This is a genomic window from Sporosarcina sp. P20a (assembly GCF_002743175.1).
GTDB lineage: Bacteria > Bacillota > Bacilli > Bacillales_A > Planococcaceae > Sporosarcina.
This window is the reverse complement of the sequence record NZ_PDYT01000017.1, coordinates 1-21,331: the sequence shown is the minus strand read 5'-3', so window position 1 is coordinate 21,331 and position 21,331 is coordinate 1. Positions and strand designations below refer to the sequence as shown.

Below are 21,331 nucleotides of genomic sequence, written 5' to 3'. Positions count from 1 at the left end.
TGCAGTTTTGAACGGTACCAGGTCCCCACACAATTCAGAAACAATTCAGAACTATCAAAAGTAGGTAAGTACTAGTGATAGTTTTTTGAAAAGTGTATCTGTATATCTTGAAATAAAATATAGTAGCGTTTCATGCCCAGTATTGAGGGAATAGTATATTTCTTACAAAGTATACAAAATATTATGTCATGTACATGCATATAATTTAAATGCAGGCTGAGGGGCAATCAGCTTCGACTAGACTAGTAGAAGACTAAGTTGCCCATATGTATACATGAGTAATTTTAAAAAGGGGGATTTATTTATGGAGTGGGATTATGAATATGATGTAATTGTCGTTGGCTCAGGAGCATCGGGGTTTTCGGCCGCGATCACGGGAAAGAAAGAAGGCTTGAAGACGGTCTTGATTGAAAAGGAAAAAGTATTTGGCGGGGCGTCCGCACTTTCGGGAGGCGGGGTATGGATTCCGAATAACCGGTATTTGGTTAAAGGTGGAGTACAGGACAGTTTCCAGGAGGCAAAGACGTATTTGGATTCTACGGTCGGTGACAAAACGTCGGATGAGATGAAAGAGACCTATTTGAAGAAAGGCATCGACATGATGGATTATCTCCATGAAACGTCCGAGCATATGCGGTTTACGTACGCCAAAGACTACTCAGATTATTATCCTCACTTAGCAGGCGGTAAAGGTGAAGGGCGTTCCATCGAGCCTACGGTTTTTAATCTAAACAAGCTCGGCGGTTGGAGAGGGCAGATGAAGGCACCTGCGATGGATACGAAAGGATTTGTCATGACAGGGCAGGATTTCCGTCATATTAATATGATTACTCGAACGTGGACAGGAAAGAAGAGAAGCTTGACGCTCGGCTGGCGTTTGGTCAAGCACTTGGTTTTGAGAGCCAATTATTCTGCTTTGGGTCAAGCGTTGATCGGTAGACTGGCGATGACATACAAAGAGCTTGGTGGCGAGCTTTGGCTAGATAGCCCGTTCATCGATTTTATTATCGAAGACGATGAAATTAGCGGTATCAAGATTATGAAAGATGGCAAAGAAACACGTGTGAAAGCATCGAAGGGAGTCATTTTTGCGTCAGGCGGATTCTCCCAAAAACAGTCGTTCCGTGAGAAGTATCTTCCGGCACCGACGGATAAAACGTGGACATCCTCTCCGCAAGGGCAAACGGGGGATTTACTGGAGCCTGCTCAGGAGCTTGGTGCGAAACTCGGCTTCATGGATAAGGTTTGGGGCGCGCCATCGATCATTGATCATACAGGTAAGCCATTCTTCTTAGTGGCGGACCGCGCCATTCCGTCTATGATTATTACAGATCAAGATGGCAATCGCTATATTAATGAGCCAACGCCCTATCATGAATTTGTGGACACTATGTATGCGCACAATGAAAAGTCAGGTGGAAAGGCCATTCATTCGTGGATCATTCTAGACCATAAAGCGAAGAAACGTCATCTCTTCGCGGGCTTGTTCCCAGGACAAGATTTCCCTAAAGAATACTATGAACATCATGTGGTTCTAAAAAGTGAAACGATTGCAGGATTGGAAGAGCAATTGGCGATACCACAAGGGAATCTGGTGAAGACGGTGGAGCGGTTCAATGGATTTGCGGAGACGGGAAAGGATTTGGATTTCCATCGTGGCGAAACGAAGCATGATCAGTACTACGGCGATCCCACATTGAAAAACCCGAACCTCGATGCGATCGACAAAGGACCTTTCTATGCATTGAAGATCTATCCGGGGGATATTGGAACGAAAGGCGGAGTCGTCATCGACACACATGCCCGTGTACTGAAAGAGGATGGCACGCCAATTGAAGGACTGTACGCGTGCGGTAATTGCTCGGCTGCCGTCATGGGCGAATCTTATCCGGGACCTGGCGCAACAATTGGACCCGGCATGACATTCGGTCATATCGCAGCCCTTCATTGCAAAGAGAAAGCGAAGTCCGGAGTTACACTTTAAGGTGTCAAAGAGGGGCTGAATACGTTCATTCATCAGATTTTATCTGATGAATGAACGGAATGGTCTACATCATGAAACGGGGGGATACTATGAAACTTTTAACTAAATGGTCCAACACGTTAATGGAAAGGTATTTGCCAGACCCGTATATTTTCGTTGCTCTATTAACATTGGTTGTATTCGCGCTCGGCCTTGGATTCACCGATTCGGGTCCACTCGACATGGTCGTGCATTGGGGAGATGGCTTCTGGGGGCTTTTATCCTTTACGATGCAAATGGTCATCGTGCTAGTCGCAGGTTATGTTTTGGCGATTAGCCCAGTGTTCAAAAAGTTACTTAGCGCGCTTGCTGGTATCGCAAAATCGCCTGGTTCCGCAATTATACTCGTTTCTGTTGTCGCACTGATCGCTTGTTGGATTAACTGGGGATTCGGCCTGGTCATTGGTGCTCTTTTTGCGAAAGAAATTGCAAAGAAAGTACCAAATGTTGACTACCGTCTGTTAATTGCGAGTGCTTATTCCGGTATGATTATTTGGCATGGAGGTCTTGGTGGTTCCATTCCATTATCGATCGCAACTGAAGATCATCCGTTCGCTGACATTATGGGTGTCGTTCATACATCGGAAACGATCTTCTCAACGTACAACATGATTATTGTTGTGGCGTTACTCCTGATCATTCCCATTTTGAATCGTTTTATGATGCCTAAGCCAGAAGATACCGTTACGGTGGATCCGAAGCTTTTAGAAGAACATATCGAAGTGGAGAAAGGTACAGATCACACACCAGCGAGCAAGCTTGAAAACAGTGTGATTATTTCCATGCTGATTGGCGCACTTGGTCTCATTTATCTCATTCAGCATTTCATTACCAAAGGATTCGATTTAAACTTAAACATTGTGAATTTTATTTTCCTCATTCTTGGTGTGATTTTCCATGGTACGCCGAAACGTTTTCTTGCTGCGGTTACGACTGCGGTTAAAACAGCTGGGGGTATCATCATTCAATTTCCGTTCTATGCAGGGATTATGGGCATGATGGTTGCTTCAGGATTAGCTGGTGTCATGTCCGAATGGTTTGTTTCTATTTCGACGGAAAGTACGTTTCCCTTGTTCACTTTCTTTGCGGCTGGCCTTGTAAACTTTTTCGTACCGTCTGGTGGCGGGCAATGGGCAGTGCAAGCTCCTATCATGTTGGATGCCGCGCAAACACTCGGCGTCAGCTATTCGAAGACAGCTATGGCAATTGCATGGGGCGACGCATGGACGAATATGATCCAGCCGTTCTGGGCATTGCCGGCACTTGCGATCGCAGGACTTCGTGCCAAGGATATTATGGGCTTCTGTATTTTCGTACTTATAGTGAGTGGGATTATTATCAGTATCGGTTTATATTTCTTCTAAATGAATGTGAAACGACTGAGATCATTCTCGGTCGTTTTTTGTCGTAACGGAATGTTTCCTATTTCATTAGGCAATCGGTATACTAGAAAAGACGGGACGAATATACGTTCTTGATTCGACCGTACACTATACAGCTAGAGAGGTTTACATATGAAAGGCACTTCACATCTATTTATCGGTACAGTAGTCGGTGCCGTTGCGGGGTACGCTGTGCAGCCGGATATTCAGACTGCATTGATTGGTGCGGCAGTCGGCGGAATATCCGGCGTTGTTCCGGATCTCGACACGAACGGGCTTGCGAGCAATAGCATTACACTTAGTAAGAAAGTAAGCAAATGGCTGATGGAGACCGCCGGCATCGTGATATTACTGACTCTCATCTATCAAGTATTTATAGAAGGACTGAGTCAAGATATTTATGTATATGGCGGTATCGGACTTCTACTGCTTATTGTGTCGCGTATCATCACACAACGACGAATGCTCACTATTACAGGTATTCTTGTCATGCTTCTCGGCTTTGTCCTTGACCAGTCGCCAGGTATTTTACTCGCTGGCAGTTATATAATTATAGCGTCATTCTTGCCGCATAGGTCCTATACACATTCGATTATCGGTATTGTGTTCTATGCATATATTTTGAAGCATTTGTATGCCCAGTGGCCGATTGACGGTTTGGTTGCTGCGGGGCTTGCTGGGTATATTAGTCATTTGCTTGCGGATATGAAGGTTCTTCCTGTTAATCGGCGAGGGGTAAAGTGGTTTTTGCCTTTGTGGGCTCGGGAGTTTTAGGGTGGCACGGTTTGATTAGGTACCAGGTCCCCACACAATTCGAGAACAATTCAGAATTGTGTGGGGTTTTGGTACTTATATTATATAACTCGATTTCTACCAGCACCCAAACCGACAATCAGGTTTAATACTGTGACAAATAATAATATGGATAAGGAAAATGTCCAAGTACCTGTCCTGTCAACAAGTGATCCTACTAAAATGGGCCCTATCGCAGCAAGGGCATATCCGATTGCTTGTGCCATTCCCGATAACTTTGCTGCTTGCATTGCGGTCGATGTACGCATAGCTAGAAAGGCTAAAGAAAGTGGGAATAATCCACCATAGGCAACACCTATTAATCCAACACTCCAAATCATAACATCGTAACTCTCACCACTTAAAAGACCGATATACCCAATGAATGCCAACGAACATAAAATTAAAATAATTCCTCGTTGTGATGTAAATTTGCCGGCAATGATTGGAATGATAAGACTGGCAGGTAGTCCGATCAATTGATTGAATGACAGCATCCAACCAGCAGACTCACTCGTGACTCCATAATCAATTAAAATTTCCGGCAGCCACGTCATAAGCGCATTATATGAAAAAGCTTGTAACCCAAGAAAAATGGCTACTTGCCAAGCAAGCGGCGAGCGCCACATTTTACTATCATCGGCCTTCACATAATACATTTTTACTTCGTCAGCAGACCTTCGCTGTTTAACGAAATAAACCCAAATCGCAATGCCCGCAAGCGCAGGTACTATCCAGATACCTAAGGCAAATTCCCACCCTAATCCAGCACCGATAGCTAACGGAATACTAACGCCTGAAGCTAAAGCCGCAAATAAACTCATCGTCGTCGTGTACACACTAGTCATCAATGGTACTTGATTCGGAAACCGTTCTTTAATAATACCGGGGAGTAACACATTTGAAATAGCAATTCCTACACCGATTAAAATCGTGCCAATAAAAAGTAATGGGATGAATGGAATGGACCTTACGATGATTCCAAAAGAGAGAATACACATCCCCGCAATAAGTGTCGTTTCATTGGTGAATTTAGTACTGATCTTGGGAACAATGGGGGACATGACCGCAAAGGCAATTAACGGTAAGCTCGTTAAAATACCTATGCTTCCATTAGATAAAGACAGACTTTCGCGTAGTAGACCGATAATAGGCCCAACAGAAGTGATGGCCGCACGTAAATTACCTGCAACGAGTAGGACCGCGGAAATTAGAAGAACTTGATTGTAACTTTTTAACTGACCAAATTTATATCTATTCATGAACTCAACTCCTATTTAGACTATGGGAATGTACACTGCCGTTAAATGAAGGGCAGGATCCTTTTAGTCGAAAAGGGATCTCAAAACAAATCGTGAGAAATTCAAAGGTATTTGATTAAGTAAAAGCTGCTTACTACGTATTGGCCAGATTCTTTCACGGCTTTTGATTAGCTAAAGCATCTACTTGATTATTACTTTTCTTTGTCTTGTAGTTGCACGATTGCTAAGCAAGCGACACCAATGGACAGTAGTGTGATGGCGGTTTCTACAGATACATCACCTAAAATACTTAAAACAAGTGTACTGACACCCATCGCTAATGCAACTGCTTTGAAAATAAGTTTGATGTTTTTCATTTGAATTAGCTCCAATTCAGGCCTGTAACGGCATTTTATTATAAAGCGCACCCAACGATAAAATAAACCTATTGATCTTTATTGCTTTTGTCGAACTTTGTGGAAAACGTAGTCATCAACACTATAAAAACAGGTAGTAAACTCCATAAAAAGAAACCCCAGTGCTGTGTTAGTACGGATAATACGAAGAAGAAAGCAAGTGCGACAATTGAAATATATACAGTACGTTTTTGATATGTATTCATCTTGCACGCTCCTTTTCGTGATCTGGTATTAGTAATCATCTTATCACAAATATTACAGTTAAATACTATGTTTATAGACTACTCTGATAATAAGGACATCCCACTCTAATTGTATTACAAAGTAGAGACGTATAGAATCCCAAAGAGAAAACACCTCTTTCAGGTACCAGGTCCCGACACAACTTGGAAAGTATTCAGAATTGTTTCGGATCCTGGTACCTTTAAATATACCCGGACATTAAAATTTGACTTGACATTCAAAGTCTGAAAATTCATAATATGCGTAAGTTAAAAATTGGAAGTGTGAAGAAAGTCATGTCATTACGAGAAAAGAAAGTAGAAAAGAAAAAAGAAGAGATCCGGAAATCTGCTATGAGTGTTATTGCGGAAAAGGGATATCATGCGACGACGATGGAAGATATTGCAGCGAAGTTACTCATGACTAAGGGTTCCGTTTACTATTATTTTAAAGATAAAGAATCACTTGTGTATGAGAGTCATAAACTACTTTTGGAACAAAGTATGGAGCAACTCCAAGATGTGTTGGCAGAAGAACTCACGTCTGTTGCGAAGTTGCGCAAGGCGATGGTCGTCCACATGGAAAATGTCATTACAGAAAGAACGGATTTCTTTATTGGCGTTAAACCGGATCAAGTGTTTGAAGGTGAGCATTTACAAGAAATTCTACACCTTAGAAATCAATACAGTGATTGTATGAACAGACTTATTCAACAAGGGATGGAGGACGGAAGTTTTGTACAAGTAGATATGAAGATTGTGAATTATATAATTCTAGGCGCCATGAATAATGCGGTGATTTGGTATTCTCCGAAAGGTAGTAAAAGTATAGACGAATTGGCCAATTCTATTGCAGATTATTTATTGAAAATTCTATTGTAGGACTATATATCAAAGGGAGCGAAGTAAATATGAACATGGATCACGTGTCAGCGGTTATTACAGGGGGCGCTTCGGGACTTGGAGAAGCTACAGCTAGAGAAATTATTGCGGCAGGAGGAAACGTAACGATTTTCGATTTGCAAGAAGAACGTGGGAACAAATTGGTCAAGGAACTCGGAGATGGTGCCTCATATATCAAGACGGATGTTACTAGCACGGAAAGTGTTCAAGCGGCTTTGAATCATGCGGTGAGTACTTTTGGCAAAATCAATGCAGTCGTAAATTGCGCAGGCATTGGTGTGGCGGAGAAAACCTATAGCGGTAGAAAAGGTGCGCATGATCTGGAGAACTTCAGCAAGGTCATTCAAATTAATTTAATCGGGACGTTTAATACGATTCGTCTCGCTGTTGAGCATATGACAAAAAATGAACCGAATAGTAATGGCGAAAAAGGAGTCATTGTGAATACCGCATCGGTTGCGGCGTTTGACGGACAGATTGGTCAAGTGGCGTATGCGGCATCTAAAGGCGGGATCGTCAGTATGACATTGCCGCTTGCGAGAGATCTAGCATCTGAAGGAATTCGCGTGATGACGATCGCACCGGGTTTGTTCGAAACACCGATGTTCGCTTCATTGCCAGAGAAGGCAAAAGAATCTCTTGGCGCAATGGTACCTTTTCCTTCGCGACTAGGCTACCCGGAAGAATACGCACAATTGGTGATAAGTATTTGCGAAAATACAATGCTTAACGGGGAAACAATTCGCTTAGATGGTGCAGTCCGTATGCAGCCAAAGTAAGAGTGTGTATAGAGAATGTAAAAATTAATCGACTAAATGTAAGGGCTTACAAATGTATTTGAGAAAGAGGGATGTAGTATGAGAGAAGCTGTAATTGTGGAATGGGTCAGAACGCCGGTAGGAAAAAGAAATGGTGTATTGAGTACGGTACGGGCGGAAGATTTAGCAGCCAAGCCCCTAGCAGAAGTAATCAAACGAGCGGGAATCGATGCCGGACTAGTAGAGGATGTCATCTTCGGTTGTGTATCGCAAGTAGGGGAACAATCTTTTGATATCGCTCGAGTTGCAGCTTTGCAGGCAGGATATCCAGTGGAAGTGCCAGGAACGACAGTGGACAGACAATGTGGATCAAGCCAGCAAGCTGTACATTTTGCGGCGCAAGCGATTATTAGTGGGGATATGGATGTCGTCGTGGCAGGAGGCGTCGAGAGTATGTCCCGAGTACCGATGGGTAGCACCCGACTAGGCGTTTCATTCAGTGAAGAAATCACATCGAAATATGAAATGGTCCATCAAGGTGAATCAGCGGAAAGAATAGCTGACCAATGGGAGATTTCAAGAGAGGTAATGGACCGCTACTCACTGGAAAGCAATAATAAAGCTATCACTGCTCGAAAGGAAGGTAGGTTTGATAGTGAAATCATGCCAATAGAGGTCACACTTCCTGACGGTACGAACATGACCGTGAAGGATGATGAAGGACCGAGGGAAGATACGACGATGGAAAAGCTCAGCAAGTTGAAAACTCCTTTTAGAGAAAACGGCGATGTGACGGCAGGAAACTCTAGCCAAATTAGCGACGGGGCCAATGCAATTCTGTTAATGTCCCGCGAAAAGGCGGAAGAACTCGGATTGAAGCCGAAGTTTAAAGTACTTACTCGCGTAGTGGTAGGTTCTGATCCGACACTCATGCTAACGGGGCCTATACCGGCTACCCAAAAGGCTTTGGAAAAGTCCGGACTAACACTCGATGATATAGATGTTTTTGAAGTCAATGAAGCCTTTTCTGTTGTGACAATCGCTTGGTTGAAAGAAACAGGTGCCGATCCAAAGAAACTGAATCCGAATGGAGGAGCAATCGCTCTAGGACATCCACTCGGCGCAAGTGGCGGACGCTTGATGATTACGATGATGAGTGAATTGGAAAGAACGGGCGGGCGTTACGGACTGCAGACGATGTGTGAAGGGCACGGCATGGCAAATGCGACGATTTTGGAACGATTGGATTAATTAAATGATGAATGAAGACATGTAAAGAGGAGAGATTTCAATGCCATTAGATTCTATTCGGGTACTGGATTTATCCCGCTTGTTACCGGGGCCATACTGTTCGATGCTTCTCGCAGATTTTGGTGCAGAGGTGATCAAGATAGAAGAGCATCACACTGGAGACTATGCGCGGGCGGAATTGCCTAAGGTGGGCGAAGTGAGCGCGCTTTTTCATTCATTGAACCGTGGTAAAAAGAGTATTTGTCTTAACTTAAAAGATCCAGAAGACAAAGAGCGTTTTAAGCAGCTTGTGAAAGACGCGGATGTTGTGATTGAATCATTTCGACCTGGCGTCATGAAGCGGCTCGGATTGAATTATGAAATATTGAATGAAATTAATCCAGGGCTTGTGTACTGTGCGATTACAGGTTACGGACAAGACGGCCCATACGCTACTCTGCCGGGTCATGATCTGAATTACATTGGTTATGCAGGCCTGCTAGATGCGATGGGCGAGCGACACGGTGCGCCACAAATCCCTGCTACACAAATCGCGGATATCGGAGGGGGTGCGTATCCGGCAGCGATGGGGATCATGCTGGCATTGTTTGAAAGACAGAAAACAGGTATTGGGCAGATGGTTGATATTTCGATGATGGATGGCGTGCTTTCTTGGATGCCAACATTCTTTCCCGGGTTTCTTGCGACGGGTCAACAGCCACAAAGAGGTGAACTAGACTTAAGTGGCAAGCGTGCGTCGTATGCGGTGTACGAAACGAAAGACCATAAATGGTTAGCTGTTGGCGCATTTGAATTAAAATTTTGGCGTGCATTTTGCGATGTTATTGGTAAAGAAGAATTTGCGGAGAAATTGCATGATCCAGTAGATGTTCAGCTGCAGATGAAAGAAGAAATTACTGCGATTTTATTGCAGAAGACGAGCGCGCAATGGATGGAAATATTCGATGAGGTCGCGGCTTGTGTAACACCGGTCCTGTCATTCGATGAAGTACTAGAGGATCCACAAGTTAAGGCACGGGGGATGATCCAGCAAGTAGAAGATCCAGAAATTGGGCCAGTGATGCATATCGCAACACCTATAAAGTTGTCAAGAACGCCCGGAAAAATTCAAAGTCCAGCTCCTTCTCTAGGAGAGCATACAGTAGCGGTACTCGGAGAATAGAAAGAAGAACTCGATTTATATGATGTGGCCATTGGTAATGAAGTGGAAATTTTTCGCGTCAGGAAAATAGAAACTGTATGTCAATGAGTTTAGTGAGAGAAAGGGGACAATACTAATGGATATCGGCCTATCACTTTCCCGTAATGCACGCAGAATACCTGAGAAAACCGCAATGATCTATGAGGATCGACGTTATACGTATCGCGAGCTGAATCAAGAGGTGAATAAACTTTCACATGGACTCATTCACCATGGCGTGAAAAAAGGTGACAAAGTAGCGCTCATGATGAAAAACTCAGATACATTTATTATCGTCTACTATGCCATATTGAAAGCTGGAGCTATTACGGTACCCGTGAATTTCCGCTTAACCGCTACTGAAGTTTCGTATATTTTGGATGATAGTGATGCAAGTGTTGTGTTGTTTGATGAAGAGTATGCTTCGTTGATCGATCAAGCAACAGCGAAGAATCACAAGATCCGTTTAAAAATCACAACAGGCGCAACAGCAATTAACGACCAAGTCCTTTACAAAGATGTATTACAAGATACCACAGATGATCCCGAGATCTCTGTCGATGAAGCCGATGATGCAGAAATATTATATACATCCGGTACGACTGGCTATCCGAAAGGCGCGTTATTCGATCATCACCGCGTGCTTCACGTCGCATTTAACACCTCTTTAATCCTCAAAATCAATCCCGATGACATATTGCTTCATGCGGCACCGTTGTTTCATTCCGCACAATTGAATTTATTTCTCGTACCAGGAATTTACTTAGGCTGTACACAAGTCGTTCATCAAAACTTCGAACCTCAAAAAGTATTACAAGCAATCGATCAATATAAAATCAGCTTCTTCTTCGGTGTGCCGACGATGTATAATTTCTTGCTGCAAGTTCCAGATAAGCAGAAATACGATCTTTCTTCTGTTACACGATGTGGATATGGTGCGGCGCCGATGCCTGTCGCTTTGTTGGAACAGATAATGAAACTTTTCAGTACCGACCAGTTTTACAATATGTGTGGTCAGACAGAAGGAGGACCAGGTGGCGGTGCTTTTCTTCTGCCAGCAGATCATAAAGATAAAATCGGTACGGGAGGAAAAGCTTCGCTGAATACGGAAATACGCGTGGTGGATGATCATGATGAGGATATACTACCTGGTGAAGTAGGAGAATTTATTATCCAAAGTGAGATGGTTATGAAGGGGTATTATAATAAGCCGGAGGAAACTGCGAAAGCGATCCGAAACGGTTGGCTTTACACCGGTGATTTGGCGATGATCGATGAAGACGGCTTCGTAACCTTAGTAGACAGAATGAAAGATATGATCGTTTCCGGAGGAGAGAATGTCTATTCAACAGAAGTGGAACAAGCGCTGTATAGACATCCTCAATTGCTTGACTCGACGGTAGTTGGCTTACCGGACCCGGTGTGGGGAGAGAAAGTAGTCGCGATTGTAGTAGCGAAGAAAGAGGAGAAGCTCGATTATGCAGAGTTGAAAGCGTTTTGTAAAGCCCATTTAGCGGATTATAAAGTGCCGGTTGAATTTATTGAAGAACAAGAGATACCTAGAAATGCATCAGGGAAAGTGTTGAAATATCGTATTCGGGAAGCACTGGTTTCCAATCGACCTGTTAATCCTCACGTATAAAAATAGAAGCTTTCTTACGGGAGAGTAAAGGAGTGGCGGATGCATGAAGCGACCATTTATGACGGAAGAGCATGAACAGCTCCGGAAATCAGTGCAGAAGTTTTTGCAGAAGGAAGCCGTGCCTTATATAGATGAGTGGGAGAAAGAACAGCAAGTGCCTCGATCATTTTGGAAGAAAGCTGCCGCCCAAGGATTGATCGCACCTTCAGTTGAAGAAAAATATGGCGGTATATGCGCGGATTTTGGCTATGCTGTCGTCATTAGTGAAGAGTTTGAAAAAGTGGCAAGCGGCATCGGTGGAATTGGATTGCATAATGATATTGTCATTCCATATATACAATCCTTTGGTTCGGACGAACAGAAAGAGCGTTGGCTCACGAAAGCTGTAACCGGAGATATGATTAGTGCCATTGCAATGACGGAACCAGGCACAGGTTCCGATCTTGCTGCCGTGCGGACGACTGCGATAAAGAAGGGAGACCGTTATATTATTAATGGAGAAAAGACATTTATCACAAATGGCTCTTCTGCCGACTTCGTCATTGTCGTCTGTAAAACGGATCCTACCGCATCACCTGCTCATAAAGGCATCAGCTTGCTCGTAGTGGAAGAGGGAATGCCTGGGTTTACAAGGGGAAAGAAGCTCAATAAAGTAGGACAGCATGCGAATGACACGAGTGAATTGATATTTGAAGATGTATCGGTTCCGGCAGAAAACCTTCTGGGTGAGGAAGGGAAAGGGTTCTACTATTTGATGGAGAAACTTCAGCAAGAACGCTTGATGTGCTCCATACAAAGTGTGGCTTCTGTGCAGAAAATGCTAGATATTACATTAGTGTATGTAAAAGAGCGACAGGCTTTCGGCAAGCGGATCGGGGATTTCCAAAATACGCAATTTAAAATGGCAGAAATGCAAACGAAGGCCACCATTGGTCAAACATTTGTTGATCGTTTAATTATCGAGCATATGCAAGGCAAAAACGTCGTAGATGAAGTATCGATGGCGAAATGGTGGACGAGTGATTTGGCACAAGACGTGGCGATTCAGTGTATGCAATTTCATGGTGGCTACGGCTATATGGAAGAATACGAAATCGCTAGAAGGTATCGCGATGTGGCAGTCAGTTCGATTTATGCCGGAACGAATGAAATTATGAAAGTGATTATTGCGAAGAATATGGGGCTATGAAACAAAGCAGGCGAGTAAGATGGAACAGCATATTAGGTACAAAAAACGCGATGAACAACTCATCGCGTTTTTTATATTAAGGCTGAATCAATACTTTGATACAACCGTCTTCTTTTTTATCGAAAATAGAATAAGCATCTGCTGCGTCTTCCAATTTCACTTTATGCGTAATAATATCTGTCGGATCGAATTCTTTTGCTTCGATCTTTTTAAATAACTCAGGCATTAAGTGAATAACGGGTGCTTGTCCCATTTTCAAGGAAACATTGCGTGTGAAGAAATCACCCAGTGGGAAGTTGTTGGCGTCTGTCGCATAGACACCTGTCAATTGCACCGTACCAAATTTCCTTACGACTTGTGAAGCCGTGATAATCGGGCTGATCGTTCCAAATTGGTTATCTCCACTAGATCCGAATGTTTCGCCTGGTTGTACAGTTCCGTCCATTCCTACACAATCAATGACGACGTCTGCGCCACCTTTCGTTTCTTCATGCAATAATTTGCCGATGTCGTCATGTTCTTTAAAATTATACGTTTCTACTTTATTCGTCTTCTTGGCATGGTCTAAACGATAATCTACATGGTCCACTGAAATGACTCGTTTCGCGCCTTGCATCCAAGCAAACTTCTGCGCCATTAATCCAATAGGTCCGGAGCCAAGAATAATTGCGGTATCGCCTTTTTTCAATCCGCTATGAAGTACACTCCAATACGCTGTCGGAATAACATCAGATAGTAAGGCAAGATGCTCGTCATCTAGTTCGCTGTTCTCCGGTACTTTAAATGACGTGAAATCTGCGTATGGAACACGTAAATATTCGGCTTGACCTCCCGGGAAGTTCCCGTTTGGCTCAGCAAAACCAAATAACCCACCTACTTCACCGTGCGGATTGGATTCGTCACATTGACTTTCCATTTCGTGTTGACAGAAGAAACATTCTCCACAGCCTATATTAAAAGGAACGACGATACGATCGCCTTTCTTTAATGTTTTCACTTCAGAACCTACTTCTTCGACAATCCCCATCGGTTCATGACCGACTACATAATCTTTCTCGGGCACAATCCCGCCATGGTACAGATGCAAATCCGATCCGCAAATACCACTTGTCGTAATGCGTACGATTACATCACTATTTTCTTGGATACTCGGAGCTTTCACTTCTTTTGTGACCATCGACTTCTTTCCTTGAAATGTTACTGCTTTCATACCATCACTTCCTTTTCGCGTTATGCTTATTTTGTACCCGTCTATTTTCTATGTAAACTAGAAATGTAGGATATGATTATTGATACCTAGTAGATGGAAGAATGGTAAACAGAACTATGTATGTATGTTAAAAGAAGTGCTATAAAGGGAAGTGAAGAATAAGGAGGGGTTCATTCATGTTACAAGAAAATGAAATGAAGCATTTACAACGAGCTGTCGAATTAGCAGAAATTGCGTTACATAAAGGAGATCAGCCATTTGGTTCGGTATTGGTTTCAGCGAGTGGTGAAGTGCTAGCTGAAGACCATAATCGTACAAGTGGTGGCGACCCGACGCAGCATCCTGAATTTGCTTTGGCGCGGTGGGCTGCAGATCATATGGACGCAGAAGACAGAGCGAAGGCGACGGTATTTACGTCGGGTGAACATTGCCCGATGTGTGCGTCAGCCCATGGGTTAGTCGGTTTGGGACGGATTGTCTATGCTAGTTCATCGAAACAGTTAGCCCAGTGGAAGAAAGAAATGGGGGTTACGCTGCCTGCACCTGTGAAAAGTTATCCGATTCAAGAAATGGTGCCTGCTATCGAAGTAGTTGGGCCAGTAGAAGAGTATGCAGAGCAAGTGCGAGAGTTGCAACGGCAGTACTATCAGAAGAATAACTGATGTAGATTACACGAGGAGAGCCGTATGTTTTGGCTCTCTTTTTTTATATCAACCAGAGAAACTATAGGAAAGCGGTTTATTTCACTATATAATCAAACTATAATGTTATGTAACTAATTATGTCGTGAAAGTATATACAGTGGGGATGGAGGTTGGAATTTGATACAACTCATAAGTTTCTTCATCTTCTGGTACTTATTCGGGGGGATATTGCCGGCGCTCTATATAGGGAAAAGGAAAGGACTAGATTTGCGTGTAGAAGGTAGTGGCAATCCAGGAGCGCGTAACGCCGGGAGGGTGCTTGGGAAGTCGATGTTCTTTGTTGTGTTGCTTCTTGATGCGACCAAGGGGGCATTGCCGATCATCGTCTCGCGTGCCCTTGGATTCAGCCCAGCTATCGTCTTGTTGATGCTTTTTGCGGCCGTGCTTGGGCATTGTTTTCCACTGTTTCATCGATTTCGTGGTGGGAAAGGGGCGGCTTCTTTACTCGGTGGCATGATCGTCTTTCAGCCACTTGTTCTGCTGTTAATCCTTATTTTTTCGGGTCTGTTATACTCGTGGATTCGTCAGAAAACAAAAGCCGCGCTGCTTGGATTGTCGGCCATTATTCCAGCTATTTTTATTGGCTACGGCCAATGGGCGGGGATCGTAGCATTCTGTTTGTTTGCGCTAGTCATCTATACACATCGTAGTTATTTCATTAACGAGCAAGGGAGGCAATCAGTATGACCTATTATTATCGGCTTGCCGTACTTCCGCAAGATGCGGAGCGAATTCATCAGTTGAATTATCGAGCGTTTGTGGAAGAAATTCCGCAGCATGCATCCAATGAACAGCGTTTGTTGGTCGATCCGTTTCATGAGGAAAATACATATATCGTTTGTTTAAAGGAAAATGAAATAGTTGGGATGTTGGCATTGCGTTCGACTCGTCCGTTTTCATTGGACAAAAAGATCGGTCCGATTGAGGGATGGCTTGAACAAAAGCCACAATATCCTGTAGAAATCAGATTGCTTGTAGTCGATCGAGCACATCGTAGTGGTCGAGCATTTTTTGGTTTGATGCAGGGGCTAGTGAATTGGTGCAAGCAAGCAGGATACGATGCAGCGGTGATTTCGGGTACAGTGCGTGAGCTGAAGCTTTATCGTCATATGGGCTTTGAGCCATTTGCCAATCCGGTCGGTACGAAGGAAGCGAAATATGTGCCAATGATTTCATCGTTCGCGGCATATGAAAAAAGTGCAGCGAAGCGTTTGGTTGCACCTGTCGTGAACTTTTTGCCTGGTCCACCGAAAATTGCTGAAAATGTTAAAGCAGCTTTTGCAAGTGAAGCATTTTCCCATCGTTCGGCTGAATATGCACGATTATTTACGACTGTAAAACGTCAATTACTCGACTTAACGGGTGCGAAATACGTTCAGTTATTACATGGAACAGGAACGCTTGCGAATGATGCGGTGGCGGCCCAGTTGTCTAGAATAGGGGGGCGTGGCCTCGTTGTAATCAATGGAGAATTTGGTCAACGGTTATGCGATCACTCAAAGCGTTTTGGTTTAGCTTTTGATTGCTTAGAGCAAGAATGGGGAGAAGTGTTATCGCTGGAAAAGTTAGCGGAGCAATTGGATTCTCAAGAATATAGCTGGTTGTGGATCGTTCATTGTGAAACGTCGACGGGTGTCTTGCAGGAGTTGGAACAGATTACAGCACTTTGTCGCGCACGTGCGGTTAGGATTGCAGTGGACTGTGCGAGTTCAGTCGGAACAGTGCCTGTGAATTTGCGTGACGTCGATTTCGCTTCTTCAGTTAGTGGTAAAGGACTGGCTTCGTACGCGGGGCTTGGTCTAGTGTTCCATCAAGAGGCGATCGAGCCGGATGAAACGATTCCGCGCTATTTGGATCTCGGTCAATATGAGAAATATGAGGGCATTCCGTATACACAGTCGTCTAATGCAGTAGTCGCGTTGCATCAGTCGCTTGAAAATATATTGTTGGATCCGCCACAACGTTTTCATCGTATTCGCCATTGTGCAGATCGCTTGCGTGAAGGCGTTGAAGAGTTGGGTATGGAGGTGGTGGCACCTAATGAGTATGCAAATCCAGGTATTCTGACATTCGTACTACCTAAAGGGAAAAGTTCAAAGCGACTCGGTGATGATTTACTTCTGAATGGCTACCGCACGCATTATGAAAGTAGGTACTTGCAAGCGCATAATTGGTTGCAAGTGGCGGCAATGAATGAACCTTCGGATGAAGAGGTGGAGAGATTTTTGGAGTTGTTGCGTTGTTTGCTAGGAGTTGGGGAACACGCATCTCCTTAAAATATGGACAATGCATATTGCGGACGCAAGTCGTTCATCCAGAGCGTCTGCCCAGATGAACTATGCGAGTGCTTCTGAACGTATTTCATAAACTTATCTGATTATACAACATAACACTTCTATTTATTTTGCTAGTATTTTCAACACTTTATTGAAAAGTAACGAAATATGGAAAAATAATAAAGAGGCACAAACACCAAGTACGAAAACATTGGATATCAGTAAACCCGAAACTTCTCCATCAATTAGTAACGAAATGAGTAACAGGATCCCTACAATGAATAATCCACCGGCTATATAGAGTAGGAAGTACATGATATATTTCTGAACTTCATTACGAAACTTGAATTTTTCGAAATACATATCTACATAATGCGAATACGGTATTCCTCCAACTATATAAATGGGTATGGAATAAAGGAAATATAGTACAAATAGTGCGTCATAAGGGAAGTACCCAACATCGGCTTGTCGTTGCGCTGAGGGAGTGTATTCGTAAAAAGCTAACGATAAAGAAAATACGATGGCGGAAAGTATGGCGACAGTAAGTTTTCTTAGAAATTTCATTTACTTCACCTCTGTTTATGCTATGACATTAAATTTAGTGTGTTGATAATAAAAGGGTACGATAGTGGTTTCGACCCGTTGATCTACGTTGCAGCCGGACGCGTTTAGAGGGCGGGCGGTGAACCTCCCGTCGCCGGCTTCCACTCCGATCAACTGAGCGAGTGCGAATAAACAATGTGCCACAATCGCGCCCATTAACGGTATAACCACTTAGTTTTTCGGGAGAATACCATTCGTTATCTTATTCACCACTTTGTCTGATAATTTTCCAATAAGAATAAGTACAAGGAAAACAATAACAAGAAAGCTAAGAGCTTGTAAAAAGATATTTGTAAACTGTTCCATAATCCAATTTCGACCGTAATAAATGAGAGTGGTGACAACGATAATATCAAAAACAAGAGTTAAAAAAACGCCTAGAAGTTGGCTTTTATTCAGCTTTTTAAACTCTCTTAATGTTTCTTTGTTTTTTATAAAAATACGTGTAACTAGTAATATAAGTAAGAAAATCAAGATAAAATCGGTCAAGTTTTCCCTCCTAACCTAAAGAATAACTCTAACGTGATCTGGCCCGATTGCTGGTTGAACAATTCATTATCTAGAAAATACCATCAATCTCTAGTAAGTTCCATACTTCCTTTATTTGTTTCCCATCAATAATAACTTTTCGAAGTAAATCCCTGCTGTCTTCTCCTATAATTTCACTTGTAGAATCATAGAACTTCCAAAACATAAATCTACCTGTTCCAGCACCTATATAGTAATTTTCATTTCTATATATAAAATGAATCTCTCTACCTGTATCTAAGTCCTCAAGAAATTCCTCGTAACTGTAATTCATTTATTTGAACTCCTTAAATAGCCCAATAATTGGCCAAGTTGGTTGAAGATCGACTTTCTCCAACTATAACATATTTCTTCCAACCGGCCCCTACCGCCAAACAAGAAGACCTTGAAACAAAATATCTAACCAAAATCTACAACTGACCTCCTAAAGTATTTTGCGAAATTAGTCAAAAGAAATCCACGTCAGCCACCCGCTTTCGTGGATTCTGGCTTATTGAGCGACATAAAGATCTTAATTGTATTAAATCAGCTTTAACACAATCTCATTTGATTCTTGAGTTACCATGATCTCTTGCTGCTCAGTGTTTCCATCTTTGTATTCTACTTGTACCGTAATGATGATCCCTTCACTTAATGCTTCATTGCCGTCGTGAGGGAGTGCCAGTGTATAATTATGTTGATCCTGATCTTCATAGCGGACTTGATAACTGTTCCCTACATCCTTTATCCCCTCATACACATCAGAATCGGGTTCTCTCCCAATGAAATTAATTTTTTCGGTCAGCAGCCATTCTTTATCGATAAACTTTTCGTATAAAAATGTCACATCCTCAATAAACATACCTTCGTTTAACTTGTACGTGATCGACTCAATTTGTTCCCCGGTTACCCCGAGTCTGACATCCGTGAAAATATAATTAGGGCCGCTTCCACTTATCGCAACTAATCCTTCCCGGAAATCCGTCCCTGTTTCGACTATAGCTTTTTCTGTTGTGACGTCCGTATGGATCTCTTGCCCTCCATCACCCATTGCATAGGCGGTGATCGCAAAGTCCGCGGCTTCACCTGTCTTATTCAGGTTCGGCATCACGAGTATCATGGCAAGCAGCACGCCAAATGCACATGCGGCCGAAACCCATTTCATACGATTTGGCTGAAACCACCTTTTCTTCCGGATATTTTTCTTCATTCGGTCCTCCATCGCTTCCGGCATCTCGATTGAACGGACAGCGTCTTTGAGCTTTTCAAATTCCATATGGATTCTCCTTTCGGTATTTTTCCCGGAGAAGCTCTCTTCCCCGTTGCAAGCGCTTCTTTACAGCTGACGATGTAATGACGAGGATCTCCGCTATTTCATCGACTTTATAGCCTTCCACATAATGTAGCAGCATGGCTGTTTTATGTTTGAAAGGCAATCTCATAAGCTGTTCGAGCAAGTCGTGGTATGAATCATCCCTCGCATAAATATGCAGATCATGTATATCTGCATGTCTGCGGATGAAATGATACCTTCTCATATTTTTGCAGCGGTTCGTTGCCGTCGTGATGAACCACGCTTTCTCATGTTCCGAATCGTTGAAAACCGGAGATTTCGTCAGATACGCAATAAATGTGTCCTGTACGGCATCCTCTGCGTCTTTCTCATTACATAGAATAACGAGACAAATCCTGAACAGCATATGGCCATATGTATCGACGATCCGCTCTGCCTCTGTATCCGAGCCGAATTTCCGCAACAGCTTTCAACTCCTTTCACTACTAACACACTTGAAGATCCGAAATGGTGACATATCGTTACAAATAATTTTTCACCGGGAGATGCAATCAAATAAAATAAACCCCGTAGCAGCAAAAATCGCCGTTGCGGGGCCGTCTTTATTTCATGGAACCTGAAGCCCCTTCAGGTATGCTGATCGGATCAGATTGCAGAAATAAATACTGGGAATTTTTCACTGTAGTTTCTTTTTCTGTTTTAAGACGAGATATATTAAAAACGTTATGATAACAGAACTTTGCATAGCTAAAACACTAATACCAACAAAAACCTCATCACCATTTCCAATACGCAATACTTCTCCCAAAAACATAAAACTAATAAATGCCAAAATCATTAATCCAATAAAGATTAGAACATATTTCAACTGAATCCCTCTCGTACTATCAAGTTGCCAGTTTGAAGCACAAATCTTGTACCGTTAAAGCGCCCTATTACTGAACTGAAGACCTTAACTATCTCTGCGTTCTTCATCCCCAATATTTTCCCACAATATGAACCTGCTTTGTATGCTGTATACAAATTTGACCATTTCGAACTATTTGAGTTCAGTTTTAGTTTTTAATGTTTGATAATCTAAAACGAACGAACGATAAGAGCTTTCTTCACAGAACTTTAATTCGTTATTAATACAGAAACTTGCAAAAGATAAAAACTCCTTAGTCATTCCCTTTAAGTAATCCTCTTTAGGAATATTAACTACTTTGCTTAAATTATAATTCAATATACCAGATGGATCTTCTAATCTTAGATAAAACAAACTGTCTTTTTCTGAAACGTCGACATTAATCAAAGAATCTAGAAATACAATATTAATATTATCATCCATTTCGTTATTCAATAAAGGAGTAATAATTGTTTGCCACGTAAATAATAAATCTGTCGTTTCGAAATCTTGGGTAAATATTACTTCAGAATTATAAGTTGCAGTAATACAACCCTCTAAATAATCCCCTTCACTATCCTCTAAAATCATTTGGGCAGCTTGTTTAGCTAAAGGATCGTGTATAGATAAGAATCTTTCTTTTTTCGATGTAATGTATCCTAAATGGGGAAGATAATTTGATATATAACTTTTTATAATAAACGTTTCATTCACCTCTTTGTTCTGAATTCGATTTCGATATAGACGCAATCGCTTATAAAGCAATCGCACCCGATTGTAAAACTCCTGAAATCACTCCACTTTTTCTATAGTGATTGTATAAATTCTAAGTGGAGATATTTCCATG

General features: G+C 42.5%; 22 protein-coding genes. 12 read left to right on the top strand and 10 right to left on the bottom strand.

Features of this window, described 5'->3' with window-relative positions; all coding sequences use genetic code 11:
• Window positions 1–304 precede the first annotated feature (304 nt).
• The 3 genes from CSV72_RS12440 (at window position 305) to CSV72_RS12430 (ending at window position 4,179) form a co-directional block, all read left to right on the top strand.
• Window positions 305–1,984 carry an FAD-dependent oxidoreductase gene (locus CSV72_RS12440; protein ID WP_099678612.1) on the top strand — a complete coding sequence of 560 codons (1,680 nt, stop codon included), beginning with the start codon at window positions 305–307 and terminating at the stop codon, window positions 1,982–1,984.
• A gap of 89 nt (window positions 1,985–2,073) precedes the next feature.
• Complete coding sequence (locus tag CSV72_RS12435) at window positions 2,074–3,387, top strand: short-chain fatty acid transporter (protein ID WP_099678611.1); 1,314 nt, start codon at window positions 2,074–2,076, stop codon at window positions 3,385–3,387.
• 150 nt (window positions 3,388–3,537) lie between these two features.
• Window positions 3,538–4,179, top strand: a complete 642-nt coding sequence (locus CSV72_RS12430) for a metal-dependent hydrolase (RefSeq protein WP_099678610.1) — start codon at window positions 3,538–3,540, stop codon at window positions 4,177–4,179.
• Window positions 4,180–4,259: 80 nt separating this feature from the next.
• Here CSV72_RS12430 and CSV72_RS12425 read toward each other — a convergent pair whose 3' ends face one another.
• From CSV72_RS12425 to CSV72_RS16905, 3 genes are all read right to left on the bottom strand, one after another.
• Entirely contained in the window at window positions 4,260–5,459 is a 1,200-nt protein-coding gene (locus CSV72_RS12425) for a CynX/NimT family MFS transporter (protein ID WP_099678609.1), read from the bottom strand.
• A 191-nt stretch (window positions 5,460–5,650) separates the two neighbouring features.
• On the bottom strand, window positions 5,651–5,815 hold the full coding sequence (locus CSV72_RS16775; protein ID WP_158232212.1) for a hypothetical protein: 165 nt from the start codon (window positions 5,813–5,815) through the stop codon (window positions 5,651–5,653).
• A gap of 68 nt (window positions 5,816–5,883) precedes the next feature.
• Window positions 5,884–6,060 (bottom strand): hypothetical protein, encoded by a 177-nt coding sequence (locus CSV72_RS16905; RefSeq protein ID WP_199170098.1) that lies wholly within the window; start codon window positions 6,058–6,060, stop codon window positions 5,884–5,886.
• A gap of 279 nt (window positions 6,061–6,339) precedes the next feature.
• Between CSV72_RS16905 and CSV72_RS12420 the strand changes: the two genes are divergently transcribed.
• The 6 genes from CSV72_RS12420 to CSV72_RS12395 all read left to right on the top strand — a co-directional run bounded on the left by CSV72_RS12420 (window position 6,340) and on the right by CSV72_RS12395 (window position 13,001).
• Complete coding sequence (locus CSV72_RS12420; RefSeq protein ID WP_099678608.1) at window positions 6,340–6,960, top strand: TetR/AcrR family transcriptional regulator; 621 nt, start codon at window positions 6,340–6,342, stop codon at window positions 6,958–6,960.
• A 29-nt stretch (window positions 6,961–6,989) separates the two neighbouring features.
• Complete coding sequence (locus tag CSV72_RS12415; protein ID WP_099678607.1) at window positions 6,990–7,760, top strand: 3-hydroxyacyl-CoA dehydrogenase; 771 nt, start codon at window positions 6,990–6,992, stop codon at window positions 7,758–7,760.
• Between the two features lie 78 nt (window positions 7,761–7,838).
• Complete coding sequence (locus tag CSV72_RS12410; protein ID WP_099678606.1) at window positions 7,839–8,990, top strand: thiolase family protein; 1,152 nt, start codon at window positions 7,839–7,841, stop codon at window positions 8,988–8,990.
• Window positions 8,991–9,030: 40 nt separating this feature from the next.
• The gene (locus CSV72_RS12405; RefSeq protein ID WP_099678605.1) at window positions 9,031–10,152 is read left to right on the top strand and encodes a CaiB/BaiF CoA transferase family protein; all 1,122 of its coding nucleotides are present in this window, start codon (window positions 9,031–9,033) and stop codon (window positions 10,150–10,152) included.
• 115 nt (window positions 10,153–10,267) lie between these two features.
• Window positions 10,268–11,812, top strand: coding sequence for a class I adenylate-forming enzyme family protein (locus CSV72_RS12400; RefSeq protein ID WP_099678604.1), 1,545 nt, complete (start codon window positions 10,268–10,270; stop codon window positions 11,810–11,812).
• Between the two features lie 43 nt (window positions 11,813–11,855).
• Window positions 11,856–13,001: an acyl-CoA dehydrogenase family protein gene (locus tag CSV72_RS12395; RefSeq protein WP_099678603.1), complete on the top strand. Its 1,146-nt coding sequence runs from the start codon at window positions 11,856–11,858 to the stop codon at window positions 12,999–13,001.
• Window positions 13,002–13,077: 76 nt separating this feature from the next.
• Here the strand turns inward: CSV72_RS12395 and CSV72_RS12390 are convergent, their stop codons facing one another.
• Entirely contained in the window at window positions 13,078–14,211 is a 1,134-nt protein-coding gene (locus CSV72_RS12390; RefSeq protein ID WP_099678602.1) for an alcohol dehydrogenase catalytic domain-containing protein, read from the bottom strand.
• A 176-nt stretch (window positions 14,212–14,387) separates the two neighbouring features.
• On the opposite strand from CSV72_RS12390, the gene CSV72_RS12385 reads away from it, so the two are divergent.
• From CSV72_RS12385 to CSV72_RS12375, 3 genes are all read left to right on the top strand, one after another.
• The gene (locus CSV72_RS12385; RefSeq protein WP_099678601.1) at window positions 14,388–14,873 is read left to right on the top strand and encodes a nucleoside deaminase; all 486 of its coding nucleotides are present in this window, start codon (window positions 14,388–14,390) and stop codon (window positions 14,871–14,873) included.
• Between the two features lie 159 nt (window positions 14,874–15,032).
• On the top strand, window positions 15,033–15,602 hold the full coding sequence (locus CSV72_RS12380) for a glycerol-3-phosphate acyltransferase (RefSeq protein WP_158232211.1): 570 nt from the start codon (window positions 15,033–15,035) through the stop codon (window positions 15,600–15,602).
• Window positions 15,599–17,191, top strand: a complete 1,593-nt coding sequence (locus CSV72_RS12375; RefSeq protein ID WP_099678599.1) for an aminotransferase class V-fold PLP-dependent enzyme — start codon at window positions 15,599–15,601, stop codon at window positions 17,189–17,191. The genes CSV72_RS12380 and CSV72_RS12375 overlap by 4 nt, the downstream gene beginning before the upstream one ends.
• 123 nt (window positions 17,192–17,314) lie before the next feature.
• On the opposite strand, the gene CSV72_RS12370 is transcribed toward CSV72_RS12375, so the two are convergent.
• The 6 genes from CSV72_RS12370 to CSV72_RS12340 all read right to left on the bottom strand — a co-directional run bounded on the left by CSV72_RS12370 (window position 17,315) and on the right by CSV72_RS12340 (window position 21,255).
• Window positions 17,315–17,758: a hypothetical protein gene (locus CSV72_RS12370; protein WP_099678598.1), complete on the bottom strand. Its 444-nt coding sequence runs from the start codon at window positions 17,756–17,758 to the stop codon at window positions 17,315–17,317.
• 210 nt (window positions 17,759–17,968) lie between these two features.
• A complete protein-coding gene (locus CSV72_RS12365) occupies window positions 17,969–18,286 on the bottom strand; it encodes a hypothetical protein (RefSeq protein ID WP_099678597.1) in 318 nt (105 codons plus the stop codon).
• A 70-nt stretch (window positions 18,287–18,356) separates the two neighbouring features.
• A complete protein-coding gene (locus tag CSV72_RS12360; protein WP_099678596.1) occupies window positions 18,357–18,599 on the bottom strand; it encodes a hypothetical protein in 243 nt (80 codons plus the stop codon).
• A 246-nt stretch (window positions 18,600–18,845) separates the two neighbouring features.
• Window positions 18,846–19,580 carry a hypothetical protein gene (locus CSV72_RS12355; protein WP_199170097.1) on the bottom strand — a complete coding sequence of 245 codons (735 nt, stop codon included), beginning with the start codon at window positions 19,578–19,580 and terminating at the stop codon, window positions 18,846–18,848.
• Window positions 19,570–20,061 (bottom strand): RNA polymerase sigma factor, encoded by a 492-nt coding sequence (locus CSV72_RS12350; protein WP_233191271.1) that lies wholly within the window; start codon window positions 20,059–20,061, stop codon window positions 19,570–19,572. Before CSV72_RS12350 ends, CSV72_RS12355 begins: the two co-directional genes overlap by 11 nt.
• Window positions 20,062–20,637: 576 nt before the next feature.
• Window positions 20,638–21,255 carry a hypothetical protein gene (locus CSV72_RS12340; protein WP_099678592.1) on the bottom strand — a complete coding sequence of 206 codons (618 nt, stop codon included), beginning with the start codon at window positions 21,253–21,255 and terminating at the stop codon, window positions 20,638–20,640.
• Window positions 21,256–21,331: the final 76 nt, after the last annotated feature.

What these genes read in the sequence shown, in the direction of transcription:
- CSV72_RS12440 (WP_099678612.1), top strand. Translation starts at nt 305, where the DNA reads ATGGAGTGGGATTATGAATATGATGTAATTGTCGTTGGCTCAGGAGCA.
- CSV72_RS12435 (WP_099678611.1), top strand. Translation starts at nt 2,074, where the DNA reads ATGAAACTTTTAACTAAATGGTCCAACACGTTAATGGAAAGGTATTTG.
- CSV72_RS12430 (WP_099678610.1), top strand. Translation starts at nt 3,538, where the DNA reads ATGAAAGGCACTTCACATCTATTTATCGGTACAGTAGTCGGTGCCGTT.
- CSV72_RS12425 (WP_099678609.1), bottom strand. Translation starts at nt 5,459, where the DNA reads ATGAATAGATATAAATTTGGTCAGTTAAAAAGTTACAATCAAGTTCTT.
- CSV72_RS16775 (WP_158232212.1), bottom strand. Translation starts at nt 5,815, where the DNA reads ATGAAAAACATCAAACTTATTTTCAAAGCAGTTGCATTAGCGATGGGT.
- CSV72_RS16905 (WP_199170098.1), bottom strand. Translation starts at nt 6,060, where the DNA reads ATGAATACATATCAAAAACGTACTGTATATATTTCAATTGTCGCACTT.
- CSV72_RS12420 (WP_099678608.1), top strand. Translation starts at nt 6,340, where the DNA reads ATGCGTAAGTTAAAAATTGGAAGTGTGAAGAAAGTCATGTCATTACGA.
- CSV72_RS12415 (WP_099678607.1), top strand. Translation starts at nt 6,990, where the DNA reads ATGAACATGGATCACGTGTCAGCGGTTATTACAGGGGGCGCTTCGGGA.
- CSV72_RS12410 (WP_099678606.1), top strand. Translation starts at nt 7,839, where the DNA reads ATGAGAGAAGCTGTAATTGTGGAATGGGTCAGAACGCCGGTAGGAAAA.
- CSV72_RS12405 (WP_099678605.1), top strand. Translation starts at nt 9,031, where the DNA reads ATGCCATTAGATTCTATTCGGGTACTGGATTTATCCCGCTTGTTACCG.
- CSV72_RS12400 (WP_099678604.1), top strand. Translation starts at nt 10,268, where the DNA reads ATGGATATCGGCCTATCACTTTCCCGTAATGCACGCAGAATACCTGAG.
- CSV72_RS12395 (WP_099678603.1), top strand. Translation starts at nt 11,856, where the DNA reads ATGAAGCGACCATTTATGACGGAAGAGCATGAACAGCTCCGGAAATCA.
- CSV72_RS12390 (WP_099678602.1), bottom strand. Translation starts at nt 14,211, where the DNA reads ATGAAAGCAGTAACATTTCAAGGAAAGAAGTCGATGGTCACAAAAGAA.
- CSV72_RS12385 (WP_099678601.1), top strand. Translation starts at nt 14,388, where the DNA reads ATGTTACAAGAAAATGAAATGAAGCATTTACAACGAGCTGTCGAATTA.
- CSV72_RS12375 (WP_099678599.1), top strand. Translation starts at nt 15,599, where the DNA reads ATGACCTATTATTATCGGCTTGCCGTACTTCCGCAAGATGCGGAGCGA.
- CSV72_RS12370 (WP_099678598.1), bottom strand. Translation starts at nt 17,758, where the DNA reads ATGAAATTTCTAAGAAAACTTACTGTCGCCATACTTTCCGCCATCGTA.
- CSV72_RS12360 (WP_099678596.1), bottom strand. Translation starts at nt 18,599, where the DNA reads ATGAATTACAGTTACGAGGAATTTCTTGAGGACTTAGATACAGGTAGA.
- CSV72_RS12355 (WP_199170097.1), bottom strand. Translation starts at nt 19,580, where the DNA reads ATGGAATTTGAAAAGCTCAAAGACGCTGTCCGTTCAATCGAGATGCCG.